Annotated in this window: 20 protein-coding genes and 1 tRNA gene; 2 read left to right on the top strand and 19 right to left on the bottom strand. The window is 37.8% G+C overall.

Annotation, left to right across the window (positions count from 1 at the left end):
* Positions 1-90: 90 nt before the first annotated feature.
* Positions 91-348, bottom strand: coding sequence for a glutaredoxin family protein (locus BK579_RS04990; protein WP_078550393.1), 258 nt, complete (start codon positions 346-348; stop codon positions 91-93).
* A gap of 32 nt (positions 349-380) precedes the next feature.
* Positions 381-1,676 carry an RNA polymerase factor sigma-54 gene (rpoN, locus tag BK579_RS04985; protein WP_078543963.1) on the bottom strand — a complete coding sequence of 432 codons (1,296 nt, stop codon included), beginning with the start codon at positions 1,674-1,676 and terminating at the stop codon, positions 381-383.
* A 147-nt stretch (positions 1,677-1,823) separates the two neighbouring features.
* On the opposite strand from rpoN, the gene BK579_RS04980 reads away from it, so the two are divergent.
* Positions 1,824-2,006, top strand: a complete 183-nt coding sequence (locus tag BK579_RS04980; RefSeq protein ID WP_078543961.1) for a hypothetical protein — start codon at positions 1,824-1,826, stop codon at positions 2,004-2,006.
* Between the two features lie 851 nt (positions 2,007-2,857).
* On the opposite strand, the gene BK579_RS04975 is transcribed toward BK579_RS04980, so the two are convergent.
* Positions 2,858-2,929 (bottom strand) — tRNA-Arg (locus BK579_RS04975).
* A 288-nt stretch (positions 2,930-3,217) separates the two neighbouring features.
* Between BK579_RS04975 and clpP the strand changes: the two genes are divergently transcribed.
* On the top strand, positions 3,218-3,817 hold the full coding sequence (gene clpP, locus BK579_RS04970) for an ATP-dependent Clp endopeptidase proteolytic subunit ClpP (RefSeq protein ID WP_078543959.1): 600 nt from the start codon (positions 3,218-3,220) through the stop codon (positions 3,815-3,817).
* A 174-nt stretch (positions 3,818-3,991) separates the two neighbouring features.
* Here the strand turns inward: clpP and BK579_RS04965 are convergent, their stop codons facing one another.
* The 16 genes from BK579_RS04965 to BK579_RS04890 all read right to left on the bottom strand — a co-directional run bounded on the left by BK579_RS04965 (position 3,992) and on the right by BK579_RS04890 (position 19,128).
* Entirely contained in the window at positions 3,992-4,249 is a 258-nt protein-coding gene (locus BK579_RS04965; RefSeq protein ID WP_078543957.1) for an HPr family phosphocarrier protein, read from the bottom strand.
* Between the two features lie 42 nt (positions 4,250-4,291).
* Entirely contained in the window at positions 4,292-5,233 is a 942-nt protein-coding gene (gene whiA, locus BK579_RS04960) for a DNA-binding protein WhiA (protein WP_078543955.1), read from the bottom strand.
* Positions 5,234-5,451: 218 nt separating this feature from the next.
* The gene (locus tag BK579_RS04955; protein ID WP_078550391.1) at positions 5,452-6,426 is read right to left on the bottom strand and encodes a gluconeogenesis factor YvcK family protein; all 975 of its coding nucleotides are present in this window, start codon (positions 6,424-6,426) and stop codon (positions 5,452-5,454) included.
* Entirely contained in the window at positions 6,426-7,313 is an 888-nt protein-coding gene (gene rapZ / locus BK579_RS04950; RefSeq protein ID WP_078543953.1) for an RNase adapter RapZ, read from the bottom strand. The genes BK579_RS04955 and rapZ overlap by 1 nt, the downstream gene beginning before the upstream one ends.
* 62 nt (positions 7,314-7,375) lie before the next feature.
* A complete protein-coding gene (locus BK579_RS04945) occupies positions 7,376-7,834 on the bottom strand; it encodes an NUDIX hydrolase (protein ID WP_078543951.1) in 459 nt (152 codons plus the stop codon).
* Between the two features lie 593 nt (positions 7,835-8,427).
* Positions 8,428-9,369: a thioredoxin-disulfide reductase gene (gene trxB / locus BK579_RS04940; protein ID WP_078543949.1), complete on the bottom strand. Its 942-nt coding sequence runs from the start codon at positions 9,367-9,369 to the stop codon at positions 8,428-8,430.
* Positions 9,370-9,481: 112 nt separating this feature from the next.
* Complete coding sequence (locus BK579_RS04935) at positions 9,482-10,978, bottom strand: tetratricopeptide repeat protein (RefSeq protein ID WP_078543947.1); 1,497 nt, start codon at positions 10,976-10,978, stop codon at positions 9,482-9,484.
* A gap of 460 nt (positions 10,979-11,438) precedes the next feature.
* Positions 11,439-12,062 carry a bifunctional phosphoribosyl-AMP cyclohydrolase/phosphoribosyl-ATP diphosphatase HisIE gene (gene hisIE / locus BK579_RS04930; protein WP_078543946.1) on the bottom strand — a complete coding sequence of 208 codons (624 nt, stop codon included), beginning with the start codon at positions 12,060-12,062 and terminating at the stop codon, positions 11,439-11,441.
* On the bottom strand, positions 12,059-12,817 hold the full coding sequence (gene hisF / locus BK579_RS04925; protein WP_078543945.1) for an imidazole glycerol phosphate synthase subunit HisF: 759 nt from the start codon (positions 12,815-12,817) through the stop codon (positions 12,059-12,061). The genes hisIE and hisF overlap by 4 nt, the downstream gene beginning before the upstream one ends.
* Positions 12,814-13,548, bottom strand: coding sequence for a 1-(5-phosphoribosyl)-5-[(5-phosphoribosylamino)methylideneamino]imidazole-4-carboxamide isomerase (hisA, locus tag BK579_RS04920; protein ID WP_078543944.1), 735 nt, complete (start codon positions 13,546-13,548; stop codon positions 12,814-12,816). Before hisA ends, hisF begins: the two co-directional genes overlap by 4 nt.
* A 6-nt stretch (positions 13,549-13,554) precedes the next feature.
* A complete protein-coding gene (gene hisH / locus BK579_RS04915; protein WP_078543942.1) occupies positions 13,555-14,181 on the bottom strand; it encodes an imidazole glycerol phosphate synthase subunit HisH in 627 nt (208 codons plus the stop codon).
* Positions 14,182-14,769, bottom strand: coding sequence for an imidazoleglycerol-phosphate dehydratase HisB (hisB, locus tag BK579_RS04910; RefSeq protein WP_078543940.1), 588 nt, complete (start codon positions 14,767-14,769; stop codon positions 14,182-14,184).
* 21 nt (positions 14,770-14,790) lie between these two features.
* A complete protein-coding gene (gene hisD, locus BK579_RS04905; protein WP_078543938.1) occupies positions 14,791-16,059 on the bottom strand; it encodes a histidinol dehydrogenase in 1,269 nt (422 codons plus the stop codon).
* A gap of 43 nt (positions 16,060-16,102) precedes the next feature.
* Positions 16,103-16,732: an ATP phosphoribosyltransferase gene (hisG, locus tag BK579_RS04900; protein WP_078543936.1), complete on the bottom strand. Its 630-nt coding sequence runs from the start codon at positions 16,730-16,732 to the stop codon at positions 16,103-16,105.
* The gene (locus BK579_RS04895; RefSeq protein ID WP_078543935.1) at positions 16,732-17,907 is read right to left on the bottom strand and encodes an ATP phosphoribosyltransferase regulatory subunit; all 1,176 of its coding nucleotides are present in this window, start codon (positions 17,905-17,907) and stop codon (positions 16,732-16,734) included. Before BK579_RS04895 ends, hisG begins: the two co-directional genes overlap by 1 nt.
* 717 nt (positions 17,908-18,624) lie before the next feature.
* Positions 18,625-19,128, bottom strand: coding sequence for an acyltransferase (locus tag BK579_RS04890; protein ID WP_078543934.1), 504 nt, complete (start codon positions 19,126-19,128; stop codon positions 18,625-18,627).

Here is a 19,128-nt window from a genome sequence, read left to right as displayed (position 1 = left end):
GTCCCGGTTACAGTAAAAAAAAACGCTATTCCCATATGAGAAATATTATTATCGCCTGCTACAGTTTTTATTTTAACAGTTGTATTTTAGTTATTCAACAATCTTATCTCTACTTTTTTCAAGTAAACGCTTTCTTATTACATCTTTGTGAATTATGCCAAATTCCACTTCTTCTTTGTCAATTTCGACAACTGGGATCATAATTTGATATTTTTCCAACAGCTCGTCGTCTTTATAAATATCTACCTCTTTAATTTCTAACGGAAATTCTTCTGCTAGTTCTTCTAATACTTTTTTTCCTTTCACACAAAGAGGGCAATCTAATTTTGAATACATAATAATCTTTATCCTTTGCATATGCTCACCTTTCTCGGGTAGGGCTAATATCTTTTTCTCTTCGAAGAACCCACTATCCCTAATTGTTCTCGGTATTTTGCTACTGTTCTTCGCGAAATAAATATCTGAGAGTTATCTTCAAGGATAGAAACAATTTGTTGGTCTGAGTATGGCTTTTTCTTGTTTTCATGATTGATTATATCAGAAATGAGTTTTTTTACTTGAGCTGAAGAAACATCCTCATCTGATTTCTGATTTACTTGGTTTGTAAAGAAAGATCTGATTTCTATTGTCCCAAATGGGGTCTGGACATATTTATCTCTGGCCGCCCTACTAACAGTAGACTCATGAATGGCTAATTGGTTCGCAACTTCACTCATTGTTAATGGCTCAAGGTAGTTGGTTTGACCTTTAAAAAAAGATTCCTGGCGCTTAGCAATTTCAGTCATCACATTTAATAAGGTTTGTTTTCTTTGCTCAATACTCCTAACAATCCAGAGATATTGGTTATATTTTTCTTCTAAAAAAGATTTTGTTTCCGAACTCAGATCCCTAAGCTTGTAATATTGGGAATTCAGTGAAAGTCTAGAGCTATAATCATCAATAAGAGATATCAAAACCTCCCCTTGCTCAATTTCAATCTTCACATCAGGTTTAATATATCTAGCTTCCTCACAATTAAAATTGCTTCCAGGACGCGGATTCAAAGTATGAACAAAATCATGAACTTCCTGGATATCTTTTAAATTGACTTTAAGTTCTTTAGCGATATCCTTCCATGATTTCTTTGCGAATTTCTCAAAATGTTCATTTAACACCCTATTTATTAACCAATGATTGATATTTAACCGTTTTATTTGTAAAAGTAAACATTCCTGAAGACTTTGTGCCCCCACTCCTGCCGGTTCGAACTGTTGAACCAGCTCTAAGCACAAATCAATTTTTTCTTGCGTTACACCTATTTGTTTCGCGATATCCTTTTTATCAAAAAGAAAGTAACCGTTTTCATCAAGAGAATCAATTAGATATTCAATCACTGGCTGATCCTCTTCTGAGAGTTTGTATTCAATCATTTGATCTTTAAGATGTTGTGCAAGACTTTTATTCTCTAGTACTAAATAATCAATAGGGTTTGTAATCGTCTGGCTTTGCTTACCTTTTGAATAGGCATAATTACTATATTCTTTTAAATCAATTAGAGGATTTTCGATGGACTGCTCTTGAAGAAATTCGCTTAGTTCTAGTGATGAATATTGTAATAAAGAAATCGCTTGGGTAAGTTCCTTTGTCATCACAAGCCTTAAGGTTTGCTGCTGAAATAGCCCTGTTTTAAAATCCATCTACTTTACCCCTCTCTAATTTAGTGTATAGAGAAATATTAGATCTACTTTTAGGTATGAAGCTTAGGTCGAAGCTAAATGATATATAAGAAAACCTAAATCTTTCATGAATAACTTTATTTTATCATTGAAAAGGGTGGTATTGTAATGGAAAATAATAAAAAGATAATCTATACAGGTAGCCTAACGGGGACCATTTCAGAAGAAAAAGAAAACCACAGCGGAAAACTTGAATTCGGCAAACACTATATTCCTATTCAAGAAACATGGGAAGTGGAGCCAGTAGATTCTGCTCATTATGATGGAGTTGTTGGGTATAAGGATTTGTAGGATATGGATAGTAGGCTCTGCTCTTATTAATTTGCAAAAAGATGTAACATTTTAATTCGATCAGCTTCTTGTTTCAAACACTCAAGCTGTCTGAACTAGCCAACTTCGGACAGCTTTTGGGACCAAACACTTAAAACTGTCTGAACTCTAGCCAACTTCGGACAGGTTTTACTTCCAAATCCCTAAACCTGTCTGAACTCAGAGCAACTTCGGACAGCTTTTACTTCCAAACACTTAAAGCTGTCTGAACTCAGAGCAACTTCGGACAGCTTTTGCTTCCAAACCCCTAAACCTGTCTGAACTCAGAGCAACTTCGGACAGCTTTTGCTTCCAAACCCCTAAACCTGTCTGAACTCAGAGCAACTTCGGACAGCTTTTGCTTCCAAACCCCTAAACCTGTCTGAACTCAGAGCAACTTCGGACAGCTTTTGCTCCCAAACCCCTAAACCTGTCTGAACTCAGAGCAACTTCGGACAGCTTTTGCTTCCAAACCCCTAAAGCTGTCTGAACTCAGAGCAACTTCGGACAGCTTTTGCTTCCAAACCCCTAAACCTGTCTGAACTCAGAGCAACTTCGGACAACTTTTGCTTCCAAACCCCTAAAGCCGTCTGAACTCTAACCAACTTCGGACAGCTTCTGCTTCCAAACACTTAAAGCTGTCTGAACTCTAATCAACTTCGGACAGCTTCTGCTGCCAAACCCTTAAAGCTGTCTGAACTCCAGCCAACTTCGGACAGCTTCTGTATCCAAAACACCATAAAGCTGTCCGAGTCCAGTATCGAACCCAATAAAAAAGGCTAACATCATTCTGTACATACGTACACATTGATGTTAGCCTTTTACTTCTTTAGCGCCCTCGACAGGATTTGAACCCACCCTAAGAGAACCGGAATCTCTCGTGCTATCCACTACACTACGAGGGCAAATTTATACAACTACATAATTATATGAAAAAATAGGTGGCAATGCAAGGGCTATCGGTGTTTAAAATTATGGGAAAAGGGTATCATGTATATAGTTAATTCATATATCAAATGGAATAAAGTACATAAAGATGAATAATATAGTCAAAGCAAGAGCTTTTGTTTGACCTTAATTGACCTTAGATGTATGATTATATCAAGAAGTAGTACATAACTTTTAGAAGGCGTTTTTTCAAGTAATTGAATAACAACTTCAATTCAAAAATCCATGTGAGGAGGAACTCAATAATGAATTTAATTCCTACAGTCATTGAACAAACGAATCGCGGAGAACGTGCTTATGACATTTACTCTCGTCTATTAAAAGACCGTATTATTATGCTAGGTAGTGGAATTGATGATAATGTAGCAAACTCTATTGTTTCACAATTACTATTTTTAGCAGCAGAAGATCCAGAAAAGGATATTTCACTATATATAAACAGCCCAGGTGGTTCAATCACAGCTGGAATGGCTATCTATGATACAATGCAGTTTATTAAACCACAGGTTTCTACGATTTGTATCGGTATGGCAGCTTCTATGGGGGCATTCTTACTTGCTGCTGGTGAGAAAGGTAAACGTTTCGCACTTCCTAATAGTGAAGTAATGATTCATCAACCACTTGGTGGTGCTCAAGGGCAAGCAACTGAAATCGAAATTGCTGCAAAACGCATTTTGTTCTTACGCGATAAATTGAACAATATTTTATCAGACCGTACTGGTCAACCTCTTGAAGTAATTGAGCGTGATACTGAACGTGATAACTTCATGACTGCTGATAGAGCACAAGAATATGGATTAATTGATAAAGTAATTTCCCGTAATCCAGATCTAGAGAAAAAATAAATCAATGAGTCTGGCACTTAGATGTGCTAGACTTTTTTTGATTTCAATAATTAGCAACAAAACAAAAAGCACCAGTTAAAAAACAGGATCTCTCCTATTCCAAACGGCGCCTTAGCTACTACTCTCTTAAATTACAGAAAAAAACTTCATCCTTACGTTTCCCTTTATGAGAGGTTAGACATTCTGCTCTACAAACTTTGCTAAAGCCTCTAATGCTTCTTCCTCATCTGTTCCCTCTGTAATAAGGTTGATGGTTGTCCCTGAACTTACTGCAAGACTCATTAACCCCATAATACTTTTAGCATTTACCTTTTTCCCATCTTTTTCAAGAAATACGTCTGCTCTAAAGCGATTAGCTTCCTGTACAAATAATGCGGCTGGTCTAGCTTGTAAACCTGTTTTTAGTAATACCTTAACTTCTCTTTGTGCCATGATTTTCTCTCCCCAATCTATTTTTATGTGAAATATCTTTGTTTATATTGTTTGCCCCGCACGAAGTTTATCAGCAATTTCATCGATTTTTCGTAGACGGTGATTAATTCCTGATTTACTAATGGTACCGGTTGAAACCATCTCACCTAATTCCTTAAGGGTGACATCTTGATATGTAACCCTTAATTCAGCAATCTCGCGTAGTTTATCTGGGAGTATTCCGAGTCCAACAGTCTCGTCAATATAGCGAATATTTTCCACCTGACGAATGGCTGCCCCAATGGTTTTATTTAAATTAGCGGTTTCACAGTTGACAAGTCGATTAACAGAGTTCCGCATATCCCTGACAATCCTGACATCCTCGAATCGAAGTAATGCTTGATGAGCACCAATGATATTTAAATACTCAGCGATTTTTTCTGCTTCCTTCAAATATGTGATGAATCCTTTTTTTCGTTCTAATGTTTTACTATTTAAATCAAACGAGTTCATCAGTTCACATAAAGATTCATTATGTTCCATGTACTGAGAAAATATTTCTAAATGATATGAAGAGGTTTCTGGATTATTGACAGATCCTCCAGCTAAAAATGAGCCGCGTAAATAAGATCTTCTACAGCATTTCTTCTTAACAAGGTCGACAGAAATGTTTTTAATTGTTGAAAAGGCTTCTTCAATAATTTTTAAATCGTCTAAGATTTCTTGCGCTGTCTCCATTAAACGAACGATGTAGACATTATTTTTCTTTAATCTCATTTTTTTCCGAACCAATAACTCAACACTTACATCATATTGCCTTTTTAGTAAGATGTAAATTCTTCTTGCAATTGCAGCGTTTTCAGTTTGAATATCCACAATAATTTTTCGATTAGAAAAAGATAATACACCATTCATTCTGATTAGAGCAGATAATTCTGCTCTAATGCAGCAATCTTTAATTTCTAGATTTGTTAGTTCTTTTTTTGTCTCTGAAGCAAACGACAAAACATCACCCCATTTTTCCGGTAAAACAGTGACAATCACTTACGTTTGCCATTTGCTCGCCAAACTTTGTTAGGTTTATCATTCCAGAGCAAACAGCTTATTTAAGTGTTGTGGCATCTTTTCTTTTAAGCTTAAAGGTAACACCCTCTTTTAGAAAAGAACCTTGATTTACTCTTCTAAGTTGCTCTAAATTGCTAACACTGGTTATATCATCTTTTCTATTTTAAAGGCTTATAGGCATTTATTAGTTCATATAAGATTGATGCTACTTTGGTTGTATCATGTCGAATTACATCATCCTCATAGCTTATAATTTTATCATGAATAATTTCTAAGCCAAGAGATTGTAGTCTATTTATATCATAAATCACGGGTTTTGCTAATTCTTTCGCATACTTTTGCTTAATATGTTCAGGAACTCCCCCATCATTAACGAGTATTGTATCAATAAATGCGGTATTCATATGATCATATAAGGCCTTCACATGGTCACTTGCGCTATAATCGAGAGTTTCACCAGCTTGTGTCATGACATTACAAATATAGACTTTTTTCGCTTTAGCCTTTACTACCTGCTCTCCTAACTTTGGCACTAATAAGTTAGGTAGGATACTAGTATATAAACTTCCAGGTCCCAAAATAATTAGGTCTGCCTGCTCAATAACAGTTAAAGTTTCCTGTAAAGGTTCGATATCAGTCGGACTCAAAAACACCCGCTTAATCCTTTTGCCTGAATAAGGAATCTTAGATTCTCCTGAAACGATCGAACCGTCTTCCATTTCTGCATTTAAGACCACACTTCGGTTTGCTGCAGGCAAAACTCTTCCCCGGACGTTTAATACCTTACTCATTTCACTTATCGCATGAACAAAATCTCCGGTAATTGTTGTCATTGCTGCTAAAATCAAATTGCCTAATGAATGACCAGATAAGCCATTACCATTACTAAAGCGGTGCTGAAATAAGTCCTCTACCAATGGCTCGACATCTGATAATGCTGCAAGTACATTTCGAATATCACCTGGTGGTGGAATATCCATTTCACTCCGGAGCCTACCCGAGCTTCCTCCGTCATCAGCCACAGTAACAATGGCAGAAATATCTACTGGATAATATTTCAATCCTCTCAGTAATACCGAAAGTCCGGTTCCCCCACCGATGATTACAATTTTAGGCTGTTGTGATTCACTCATCAATGCCCTTTTCTCCTCTCGATATCACGATGAGTGACTCGAGTCTTATAGTCCTTACCGAAAAATGTGGTGAAATATTCAGCGAGTGTGACTGAACGGTGTTGACCTCCTGTACAACCAATAGCAATCACCAGTTGACTTTTCCCTTCACGTTTATACTGTGGAATCATAAATGCGAGGAGGTCGCCTAATTTCTCAATAAACTTTTGAGTTTCACTCCATTTTAATACATATGAAGATACTTCTTCATCTAATCCCGTTTTCGGGCGCATCGTATCTATATAATGTGGGTTGGGTAGGAAACGAACATCAAATACTAGATCAGCATCAATAGGCAGTCCATATTTAAAGCCAAATGATTGTATATTAACAGTAAATGTTTCCGTTGTATGTGTGGAAAAATGGTTAATGATTTTTTCTCGAAGTTCTCTTGGTTTTAATTCCGATGTATCAAAAATAATTTGTGCTCTACCTTTGATTTCCTCTAGTATTTCTCGTTCTTGCTCAATTCCAGTTAAAGGAGAATCTGATGGTGCTAATGGATGAGAACGTCTCGTTTCTTTATACCTGCTAACAAGTGTTGAATTTTGGGCATCTAAAAATAAAATTTGTGGAGCAATCCAGGATCTTTCGGTTAAGTTGTCTAATGCTTCAAAGAGATTCACAAAGAACTCCCCTCCACGTAAATCCATAACTAACGCAACTTTGTTCATTTTGTTACCCGATTCCTTCATCAATTCAAGGAATTTAGGTAAAAGGCTAGGAGGTAAGTTGTCAACACAAAAGTAACCTAAATCCTCAAAGCTTTGTATCGCAACTGTTTTTCCAGCCCCAGACATCCCGGTAATGATGACTAAACTCAGATCATTTTTGGAAGCATCGCTCATAATATAGTCCTCCTAAAGAAAGTGTTTTTATAATTCGGGATGATACAGCAAGATCCTTTAAGTTAACTAGGATCTAGGCGGTAAGATAGTAATTCAAAATCGGGGGTATACGTAAATTGACCATAGATAATACCTGAACCTTGAATCATATAGTCTATAATATGATAATCGCCTGGCGCCATAGGTAATTGTGATACTTCATCAATCGGATGCCATCCAATAATTCCTTCATCACTTTCATCTACATTTTCACCTGTAAAATCAGTAGCAAGAAAGGTAAACATCATCCACTCTGAAACGATTTGGTCTCCGTCTTTGATTGAAATGGTAAATATGCCTTTGACATTGGGATTTTTTAAGTAAATTCCAGTTTCTTCTCTATACTCACGGATACAGGAATCCCTCACCGACTCACCTTGCTCCATCTTTCCACCAGGAGCTACCCACCAACCACGACGTGGCTTTTGTAGTAATAATACACGATTGTCCTTTAATAGGACACAGTTTGTTATACGCTGCACGTCTTTCACCTCAAATCAATGTAACAAGCAAGCTGTATTGCTCTTATTTTTTAGGAAAGCCTAATCTGAAAGTAATGCTATCTAAAGAAGATGTTTTTAAGGAACTATAATAAATTTATTGAAAAAAGCATCCTCTGGGTTCATAGTCGTTTAGACCTGCTAGTAATCAACAAAGTTTACATATACAGCCTATGATAGAATTAACCCTACTGTCTCTAAAAAGACAAGGGAAATTCTTTATTTGGACTCTTTTCCGAAAGATTGTTGCTACGTGATTTTAAAAAGCAACAAAATATACGAAAACAGCCTGATTTATCTTATTATACTATTTCTCTATAACAGTAACAATGAACATGAATTGTTTATTTGTTTATTTTTGTATTTTTCAAAAAAAATAAGCGCAACTAGGGTGTTAGGACGGAGCAGCTACTTAATTAAATACGACATCAAAAAAGACAAAAAAAGAGCACGAGGTTTCCGAAAACCCGTGCCAAAATGTATCTATTTTATAAAAGGGGGTCAATTACTATCCTTATCATACAAAATAATTGTTGCATACATGTTACAACAGGGTTAAATAGTAATTACGTTTATTAGGCTTTTAGTTTCTCTACAAGTTCTTCTACGTAATGCTGTGCACTTTGTGCGGCAATACTTCCATCACCTGTTGCCGTTACGATTTGTCGAAGTGATTTTTCACGGATATCCCCTGCTGCAAAAATCCCGGGAACTTTCGTTTCCATTCGATCATTCGTTTCAATATATCCACTACCATTTGTAATCCCTAGGTTTTCAAATGGCTTTGAAAGTGGAACCATTCCAATGTAGATAAATACTCCATCAGCAGGAAATTCTCTTTCTTTTCCTGTTTCCGTATCAACTAATGTGACACTTCCGACTTTGCCATCTCCATTGATTTCCTTCACTGTTGCATTCCAAATGAAATCAATCTTTTCGTTATCAAATGCACGTTGTTGAAGAATTTTTTGGGCGCGAAGTTCATCACGTCTGTGCACGATCGTTACCTTAGTAGCAAAACGAGTAAGATATACGCCCTCTTCCACTGCCGAGTCTCCGCCACCAACTACAACTAGTTCTTTTTGTTTAAAAAATGCTCCATCACATACAGCACAATATGAAACGCCACGTCCACCAAGTTCTTTTTCGCCTGGCACACCAATTTTCTTGTACTCGGCACCTGTTGAAATAATCACAGCGCGTGCTTTATATTGTTTGCTTCCTGCTATAATCGTTTTATATTCTTCACCATCAATAATCTCTTTAATATCCCCGTACGCATATTCAGCACCGAACTTTTTTGCATGCTCAAACATTTTATTCGAAAGATCTGGACCTAAAATATGGTCAAATCCAGGATAGTTTTCAACATCCTCTGTATTGGCCATCTGCCCACCTGGGATACCACGCTCAAGCATTAACGTTGATAAATTTGCACGAGATGTATAAACAGCAGCTGTTAATCCTGCAGGACCAGCACCCGCAATAATCACGTCATAAATTTTTTCTTCTGACACATTTGTCACTCCCTAAAAAAACTGTTATGAGTTCTTCTATAATTGTTTTACAAAAAGCTTCTTTCCATACTAATATCCTATAAAACAACAGTCATAACGTCTATTTTTTTGCTCACTGGAGGAGTTCTTTCACAAGTTTTACATATTTAGTAATCGTTGCTTGTGAAATACCATACTTATATGCTATTTCTTTCTGACTGGATGGTGACAACTGATATTTTCCCCAGATATATTCAGTCGCTGCTGCCCAGGCCGTACAATTACCCATACTATAGCTTCGGATAACTGCTTGGTCAAAAATCATAAACCAAGTCAAATACAGCCCCTCTGCTGTATGTTCATTATTTTTGTTAAACTGACAAAGCATATCAGCAGTCATATAGCCGTTCTTTATATACTCTGGAGAGTGATCTTTTTTCCTCACTCGAGATATCTGACAAATATATTCTGCAAATTCCTGTTCAAGTGTTGCATGTAATTCAAGGCCTTCAAGATCTTCTTTTAAAATGGACTTATTTGTTTTACTTAACAAATACAGGCCATACAAACGTTCTTCAATGAAATCTCCTTGCAGCCATTTATCAAGAATATCATTAAAATTCTTACTTTTCCCCTCAGCCCAAGGTTCAGAACCTTTCTTGTCCGGGTTTTCTTCTAACACTCGAGCCCACGCACTTTTAGCCTGCTCTATTCGATCTGTAAAGTAAGCAGAATGACTTAACCAATAATAAAAAGTTTCGTCCCCTTGAAACCCTTGTTTGTGTAGATGACGGAGCCATTTATACGAAAGATCATAACGTCCAATAAGCCCAAAAGTTGCACCAAGCTTATAACGATGTTCAACCAATATCGGATGAATTGATTCAAGTCGTTTCGTAAGTTCCTTCACTTTTTTATTTTTACGTTGATAATAAAGAAATACGAGCATATTACATAATGCATGTAGATTTCCTGGATTTTTATCTAGAACATCCTCAAGAATATCAGCTGCTTTTTTCACTTCACCTGAATAGAAGTATGCTAGAGCTAGATTGTTATAAGCAGACCAAAAATCTGGATATTGCTCAATGATTTCCTTTAATAAGTAAATGGCTTTTTCTAACTCGCCAGCTTCTAAGTATTCTCGAGCTTTTTCTTGCTTAACGATTAATTCATCCTGAAGTTCTACCTCTTCTTCAACAAAGTCCGTTTCAATGCTTAATAAATCTAATAAATCTTCCGTATCCTCTGCAAACTCACCATCTGGATCTATGTCTAAATACTGATTTGCATATTTATAAGCTTCCTGAAACAATCCAAGATGGGCAAAATTATTTGCTATGAAATAATAGCATTCAGTCATCTCATGATCGATACCTTCGATAATAGATAATAGAATTCGATTGGATTGAGTATATTCACCAATCTCAGTTAATACAACAGCGAGCTGACATTGGAACATTGAATCCTCTGGTTCTATTTGAATAGCACGCTGTAAGTGTTTTTTTGCTTTATATATATCACGTTTCCGATAGGCTTTTAATCCCTTTTTGAAATAATATTCGCCTGTTTGGACAAACGGGATTATTTTCGTTAGATGTTGTCTATTATTTACCGTATGATTTCCCATCGAAACCTCCAAATTCTAATTTCTCACCGAAGGTAGTATAACACATATTTACGCGCTAGATATAGGGGAGATTGTCTTTATAGTAACAAGGGACGGACCTAATTAACAAGAGTCTCCTTGATTAGATTGTTCCTTTGTATTGCTTAAAGGTGAGTATTTGCTCCATGATTAACAAAAATGTTGCATACTTTGTGTCAAATGAGCGGAGAGCCACTCGACTCTGCGGGTTATACGGCGGAACTCCCCCTCTATGATCCAGTTGACCAGGCCAAAACAAGGAGGAAGTTAATCATAGGACCACTTTTGAGGTAGTTGACCCAAGTTATCGTTTCCACAAACTTATTCTCAGAGTAGACTTTCACTCAGCAAGCAATATAACCTGGATACCATTCTCCTCGGCCCATCTCCCCCAAAAAATAAGGGAATCACAGACACCCCATGATTCCCTGTTACTTTATATTTACCTTCTCTTTTCCAAAGCTTTCAACACTTCAGACAACGGTAGTTTTTGTTCACGTAAAAGTACAAGCAAGTGATAAAGCAAGTCAGCTGTTTCCCATTTAAGTTCTTCTGCATCACGATTTTTTGCAGCGATAATGACCTCTGAAGCTTCTTCTCCAACCTTCTTAAGGATTTTATCAACGCCTTTTTCAAATAAGTAAGTTGTATAAGATCCTTCTGGTCGCTCAGCCTCTCGAGCAGCAATAAGCTGTTCTAATTCATTGATAATTGCGAAACGGTCTGCTTCTGATCTTACTTTATTTTCTAGCAAGCTATCATTAAAGCAACTATAGGTTCCTGTATGACATGCTGGTCCCTCAGGTTGCACCAAGACAAGAATCGCATCCTTATCACAGTCATATCTCATATCTACAATTTTTTGGATATTACCTGAAGTTGCTCCTTTATGCCAAAGCTCTTGTCTTGAACGACTATAAAACCATGTTTCACGGGTTTCAACCGATTTTTGAAACGATTCTTCATTCATATATGCTAATGTTAACACTTCTTTACTTGCTGCATCCTGGACAATCGCAGGAATTAGCCCTTTTTCATCAAAAACAAGATCGATAGGGAAACTCATCGCACATTAACCCCCTTTTCCTTTAAAAATGATTTTACTTCTTTAACAGAAGTTTCTTTATAATGAAAAATACTTGCGGCTAGTGCTGCATCTGCTTTTCCGTCTGCAAACGCATCAGCAAAGTGAGCTGAATTTCCCGCTCCCCCAGATGCAATAACAGGTACAGAAACAGCGGAACTAACAGCGCTCGTTAATTTCAGGTTAAATCCATCTTTGCCACCGTCACTATCCATGCTCGTGAGAAGGATTTCACCTGCACCACGCTTCACCACTTCTTTTGCCCATGAGACAACTTCCCAGTCAGTCGCATTACGACCACCATGTGTATAAACACGCCATGAACCTAGTTCTTCATCAAATTTAGCATCAATCGCCACAACAATACATTGCGAGCCAAAAAAGTTAGCTCCTTCGGTGATTAATTCCGGATTAAGTAATGCAGCTGTGTTTAATGATACTTTATCTGCCCCTGCTCGAAGAATCTTTTTCATATCTTCCAAAGAGTTAATTCCACCACCAACGGTAAAAGGAATTGCAAGCTGTGCTGCTACTTGTTCAACAACCTCAACCATGGTTTTACGCCCCTCGTGTGAAGCTGAGATGTCTAGGAATACTAGCTCATCTGCACCTTCTTCATCATAAAACTTCGCTAATTCAACAGGATCGCCAGCATCTCTTAATCCAACAAACTGAATTCCTTTGACAACACGTCCTTCTTTTACATCAAGGCAAGGAATAATACGCTTTGTTATCACTTATTTCCCACCTCTCTAAGTGCTTCAGCTAGAGTAAATTGATTTGTATAAAGGGCTTTTCCAACAATTGCACCACTTACACCTTCACCCTCAACCACATTTAGACTCTTTAGGTCAGCGATTGAGCTTACACCGCCAGATGCAATGACTTGCTTACCAGTCGCTTGTGCCATTTCTACAACAGCCTTAAGATTCGGACCCGATAGCATTCCGTCGGTCGCGATATCAGTGAAAATAAATACCTCTGCCCCAGCATTCGTGAGTTCCACGCCAAGATCAGTCGCTTTTACTGTTGAAGTATTTAACCAGCCTTCAGTTGCTACATATCCATCTTTCGCATCTATACCAATCGCAATTTTCGAACCATATTTTTTCAACATCTCTTTTACAAACTTAGGATTGGAAATGGCCGCACTACCAAGGATGACTCGATCGACCCCATTTTCAATATAATAGGTAACATCTTCTTCTGTTCGGATACCTCCACCAATTTGCACCTTTGCACGAAGCTTCTGTGCAACCTCAACCACATACTGATCATTTACACGTTTTCCAAGTTTCGCACCATCCAAATCAACCATATGGATCCACTCAGCCCCAGCATCATCAAAAAGCTTTGCCATATCAAATGGGGAATCGCCGTATACTGTTTCTTGATCATAATCCCCTTGTACCAACCTTACACATTTTCCACCACGCATATCAATGGCAGGATAAATCGTAAAACTCATAACATTTTATCTCCCCTCAACGACCGCTGCATAGTTTTTTAGAATTGTTAATCCAATATCACTACTTTTCTCAGGATGAAACTGAGTTCCAAATACTTGCCCATCCCCAACCACAGCCGGCACTTCCACATCATAAGAACTACTTGCTAAGACCACATCTTTGTCCTCTGTATTCACATAATAGGAGTGAACAAAGTAGACATGACCTTGATCAATCGAAGCTAACAACGGTGAATTTGCTTGTATATTTAATTCATTCCAACCCATATGTGGTACTTTATATAACTCACCAGAGGGAGTTTCACCAGGAAAACGAATGACTTCTCCTTTTAAAAAACCTAAGCCTTCTGTTAAGCCATTTTCTTCACTTTTTTCAAACAACAGTTGCATACCTAAGCAGATCCCAAGAAGCGGTTTACCCGTTGCTACCGTTTCCTTTATGTAGCTTGTAAGACCTGTTTCATTTAATATAGACATCGCATCTTTGAAGGAACCCACTCCCGGTAGAATCAACCCTTTTGTCTTGTTTAAGACGGCCGGAGAATCTGATATGACGTATTCATAGTTCATGCGTTCAAGGGCCTTGCTCACGCTGTATAAATTCCCCATGCCATAATCAATAATACCTATCATTTATAACATTCCTTTCGTCGAAGGGACTCCCTTCACACGCGGGTCCACAATCGTTGCTTCATCAAGAGCACGTCCTAATGCTTTAAATACTGCTTCAATCATATGATGAGTGTTTGTTCCGTAATGAACGATCACATGAAGGTTCATTCTTGCTTCTAATGCTAACTTCCATAAAAATTCATGAACTAACTCAGTATCAAAGGTTCCTACACGAGAGCTCGGAAACTCTCCTTTTAGTTCAAAATGAGGACGATTGCTTAAATCGATGACCACTTGCGCTAATGCCTCATCCATCGGAACAAATGCATTTCCATAGCGTTTAATCCCTTTTTTATCACCTAACGCCTCACGTAACGCCTGCCCTAGACAGATTCCGATATCTTCTGTTGTGTGGTGATCATCAATTTCTGTATCTCCATTCGCATTAACTGTTAAGTTAAATTGACCATGCTTTGTGAATAAATCAAGCATATGAGTTAAAAATGGAACACCTGTATCAAGGTTTGATTGACCTTCACCATCAACCTCAAAGCTTAACTTTATATCTGTTTCATTTGTTTTTCGTTCCACCACGGATTGTCTTGACATTAGCATTTACCCCCAATATTTTTAATCTTTCAACCGTTCTTCTACCGCCCTTGCATGGGCCTCAAGACCTTCTAATCTTGCAAAAGCTGCTATCTTAGCTGCATTCTCTTTTACAGCTTGCTCACTATATGAAATAATACTAGACTTTTTCACAAAATCATCAACACTTAACGGGCTCGAAAATCGTGCTGTTCCGTTTGTAGGAAGCACATGATTTGGACCGGCAAAGTAATCACCAATGGGTTCAGTACTATATCTCCCTAAGAAAATAGCTCCTGCATGACGTATTTTACCCATCAAGTTCATTGGATCGGTTGTAATAATCTCTAAGTGCTCTGGCGCTAAATCATTTACAACATCTACTGCTACTGCTAATGAAGATGTTACATAGATTGCCCCGAAATCACGTATGGACGCTTCTGCGATCTCTTTTCTCGGTAAAGTCTCTAGTTGTTTTTCCACTTCAAGCGCTACCGCTTCAGCAAGCTCCATTGAAGGTGTCACTAGAATACTCGAAGCTCTTTCATCATGCTCTGCCTGTGATAATAAATCCGCAGCGACTTCATTCGCCTTTGCGGTTTTATCTGCGAGTACGACAATTTCACTTGGTCCTGCAATCATATCAATATCGACCGTACCAAATACTTCACGCTTTGCAAGCGCAACATAGATGTTTCCTGGTCCGACAATTTTATCTACCTGTTTAATGGACTCCGTTCCATATGCCAGAGCAGCAACTGCCTGAGCACCACCAACTTTATAGATTTCCTTGACTCCCAATTCATTGGCTGCAACTAACACACCTGCTGGCAATAATCCATCCTTGTCAGGTGGTGAAACCATGACGATTCGCTTCACACCCGCTACCTTTGCTGGAATCACATTCATCAATACAGAAGATGGATAGGCAGCCTTGCCACCGGGTACATAAACGCCAACCGCATCTAGAGGTGTTATTTTTTGACCTAAAAGCGTGCCATTTTCCTGCATCGTAATCCATGATTGTTTCACTTGCCTAGAATGATAGTCCTCAATATTTGCAGCTGCTTCCTTGATAATTGCAACTAGTTCATCATCTAAGCTTGAATAAGCCGCTCTAATTTCTTCCTCTGTTACTTGAAAATCAGATAATGAGACACCATCAAACTTTTCTGTATATCGAGAAAGTGCAGCATCGCCTTCATTTATGACATCATTTAAAATAGATTGAACTGCGTTTCGTTGTACTTCTGTCCCACTATCAATCGTTCTTTTAAGTGATACCTCACTATTTACACGTTCAATTTTCATTATTTTCACCTACTTTAGATGTATTGAGTGGCATTCATTTATTTTACGAAGATAGAGTATTTGAAAGTCTTTCAACTAAATCATCAATCACTTTATCTTTCAGACGATAACTAACAGGATTTACAATTAAGCGTGAGGTGATATCAACAATATGTTCCATCTGAACAAGGCCATTTTCCTCAAGCGTTCTTCCCGTAGATACAATATCTACAATCCGATCAGCTAATCCAATCATTGGCGCAAGCTCAATCGAACCATTCAGTTTGATAATTTCTACTTGTTGTCCTTGCTCTCTAAAATAACTAGATGCTACGTTTGGATATTTTGTTGCTACTTTTGGTGCAACATCACTCATTTTCGTATTCGGTAAGCCTGCAACTGCTAAATGACATTTACTGATTTTAAGATCAAGAACCTCATACACGTCACGTTCTTCTTCAAGCATGACATCTTTACCTGCAATCCCGATATCTGCTACACCATGCTCTACATAGGTTGTTACATCCATTGGTTTTGCTAATATAAAGCGAATCGACTCTTCTGGAACATCGATGATCAGCTTTCTAGAGTCATCAAATTCAGGTGGCAGCTGATAGCCTGCATTTCTTAATAGCACAACTGCTTCTTCAAATATTCGCCCTTTAGGCATGGCAATGGTTAATATTTCTCTCATCACTCTGCCCCCCTTTTTCCTTTTCCGATAAAATAAGTCACTTCATTGAATGCATTTGCACAAGCATCTACATCATTCAAACCATTGATATCCTGCAAAATAACTCTTTTCCCTTTACTTCGCTCTTCTTGTGCAAATTGGATGGCTGCACTACGCTGCTCTCCACTAAAAATCACACAATGAATATCCTCTTTTTCTTCACTTAAATCTAATGCTTCTATTAACCGATCAAGACGAATTCCGAATCCTGTTGCCGGAGCAGGACGACCAAATTTTTCAAATAGTTGATCATAGCGTCCACCATTTCCAATTAAAAAGCCGACATTTTCCGCATATACCTCAAATAAAATCCCTGTATAATAACTCATATGACTTACAAGGTTAAAGTCAATTTTAATATGATCGGTCACACCATACGCTTCAAGCTGTGTCCAAAGTTGGTCTAACTCTTCAACCGTCTCACGACCACTAACACTTTCTACATTTTCTCTCGCATCCGCAATTTTCGTTTCATTTCCTCTTAACTGAAGAAGTAATAACAGTCTTTGTTTATCGATCGATGAAAGAGCTAAGCTTTTCACATGCTCTCGGTATCCTACATAATTCTTTTCATATAAAAAGCGTCTCAACACATTTGCTCGTTCTTCATTACCGAGTATTTCTAAAAATAAGGCATTCACATAGCCAATATGTCCAATTGCAACCGTAAAATGTGATAACCCAGATTTTTTCAAAGAAGATACCATTAATGCAATGGCCTCGGCATCAGAGCTTATAGTTCCATCTCCAATGCTCTCGACCCCAATTTGTTCAAACTCTGCTGGTCTGCCGCCTTCTCTTTGCTGAGCACGGAATACATTAGCAGAATAAGCTAGCCTTAATGGATAGCCTTCATTATATAAACGAGAAGCTGCTACTCTCGCAATAGGTGCAGTCATATCAGGTCTTAGTACTAACGAATGACCTTGTTGGTCAAGCAATTTGAATAGCTGCTGATCTAAAATAGCTGATGCCTCACCAATCGTTTCATAATATTCAAGTGTAGGTGTTTCAATAAACTGAAAGCCCCAGCTATTGATTTCATCTGTCATTGACTGACGTACTCTTTTCTTTGCTTCATATAACGAAGGTAATGTATCTCTCATTCCTAACGGTTTTTCAAACATAAACAACATGAACTATTCCACCACCAATTTAATTTGTATCAATTATATAGTTTTTTATATTATTTAAACAACGAAAACACTTTAGTTCGCTAATATGCTAATAAGATGAAGTTATATGTAGTTTACAACTCCTGTAAACATACGTCAACCATAATCAATAATCTTTCTGAAAATTACACCTTTTATCCTTCTCTAGTTTATACGATATAAACTAGTTCGACAAATATCGGGTGGTGACAGTGGGGCAGCGGATTTTATTTACTGAGTGTTATTTTTTCTTCATTGTTCTCCAAATTGTTATTACTAGCTGTGAATTTGATATTACATCAATGATTTTCAGCAATTTGTTCCGCAAATTGCTCGTTTAGCCGCTAGATTAGGGCATTTTATATGGACCCCGATCCCGCTATCAGCGAATTTAATCATTTTATTAGCCGTTTTGACCATTTTATTAGCCATTCTGATCATTTTATTAGCCGTTTTGTTAGACTTATTAGCGCTTTTTAATATTTATTAAAATTCACACAAATCTCTAGCCCGCTTGAGGGTGACTAGCACAACAAGTACCTTCCGAAACTCCCGCATTATGACCACGAGCAAAAGAACCTCGAACAAGACACCAAGACTGCACTAAATCTTCAAATAAACGTAAAAAACCACAACCCTTCAACAGGTTGTGGCTAACTTTCTTATTCGACAAATTTCAAGCGGTGACAGTGGCACCACCTACTCCCGCTCCAACATTTCTTCCTTCGTATAGATCACTCTCATCGGATTCCCACCTACAAAACATCCTTCAGGGACATCTTTATGGACTAGAGTTCCAGCTGAGACAATTGCATGGTTGCCGATTTTGACTCCTGGTAGGATGGTTGAATTGGCACCAATCATGACTTCATCACCAATCTCAACATCACCAAGACGATATTCTTTAATTAAATATTCGTGAGCTAGGATCGTCGTATTATATCCGATCACTGTATTTCGGCCCACACTGATTTTCTCAGGGAACATCACATCCAACATCACCATTAATGCAAAAGAAGTTTGATCTCCAATTTTCATCTTCAAAAAGGTGCGATATAACCAATTCTTCAATCCCAATATAGGGGTATATCGAGCAAGCTGAATAACAATGAAGTTTTTTACAACCTTCCAAAACGGGACCGTTTTATACACATGCCAAAGCGAATTAGCCCCTTCTACTGGATATCTTGTCGTTCTTCTCAA

The sequence above is a fragment of the Litchfieldia alkalitelluris genome (assembly GCF_002019645.1).
GTDB lineage: Bacteria > Bacillota > Bacilli > Bacillales > Bacillaceae_L > Litchfieldia > Litchfieldia alkalitelluris.
Note: the sequence above shows the minus strand (reverse complement) of the source record. Positions and strands in the feature narration are given on the sequence as shown.

Coding starts and splice junctions, on each gene's coding strand:
- rpoN (WP_078543963.1), bottom strand. CDS start 1,676: ATGGATTTTAAAACAGGGCTATTTCAGCAGCAAACCTTAAGGCTTGTG.
- BK579_RS04980 (WP_078543961.1), top strand. CDS start 1,824: ATGGAAAATAATAAAAAGATAATCTATACAGGTAGCCTAACGGGGACC.
- clpP (WP_078543959.1), top strand. CDS start 3,218: ATGAATTTAATTCCTACAGTCATTGAACAAACGAATCGCGGAGAACGT.
- BK579_RS04965 (WP_078543957.1), bottom strand. CDS start 4,249: ATGGCACAAAGAGAAGTTAAGGTATTACTAAAAACAGGTTTACAAGCT.
- BK579_RS04955 (WP_078550391.1), bottom strand. CDS start 6,426: ATGAGTGAATCACAACAGCCTAAAATTGTAATCATCGGTGGGGGAACC.
- rapZ (WP_078543953.1), bottom strand. CDS start 7,313: ATGAGCGATGCTTCCAAAAATGATCTGAGTTTAGTCATCATTACCGGG.
- BK579_RS04935 (WP_078543947.1), bottom strand. CDS start 10,978: ATGGGAAATCATACGGTAAATAATAGACAACATCTAACGAAAATAATC.
- hisIE (WP_078543946.1), bottom strand. CDS start 12,062: ATGAGTTTCCCTATCGATCTTGTTTTTGATGAAAAAGGGCTAATTCCT.
- hisA (WP_078543944.1), bottom strand. CDS start 13,548: ATGAGTTTTACGATTTATCCTGCCATTGATATGCGTGGTGGAAAATGT.
- hisH (WP_078543942.1), bottom strand. CDS start 14,181: ATGATAGGTATTATTGATTATGGCATGGGGAATTTATACAGCGTGAGC.
- hisB (WP_078543940.1), bottom strand. CDS start 14,769: ATGTCAAGACAATCCGTGGTGGAACGAAAAACAAATGAAACAGATATA.
- hisD (WP_078543938.1), bottom strand. CDS start 16,059: ATGAAAATTGAACGTGTAAATAGTGAGGTATCACTTAAAAGAACGATT.
- hisG (WP_078543936.1), bottom strand. CDS start 16,732: ATGAGAGAAATATTAACCATTGCCATGCCTAAAGGGCGAATATTTGAA.
- BK579_RS04895 (WP_078543935.1), bottom strand. CDS start 17,907: ATGTTGTTTATGTTTGAAAAACCGTTAGGAATGAGAGATACATTACCT.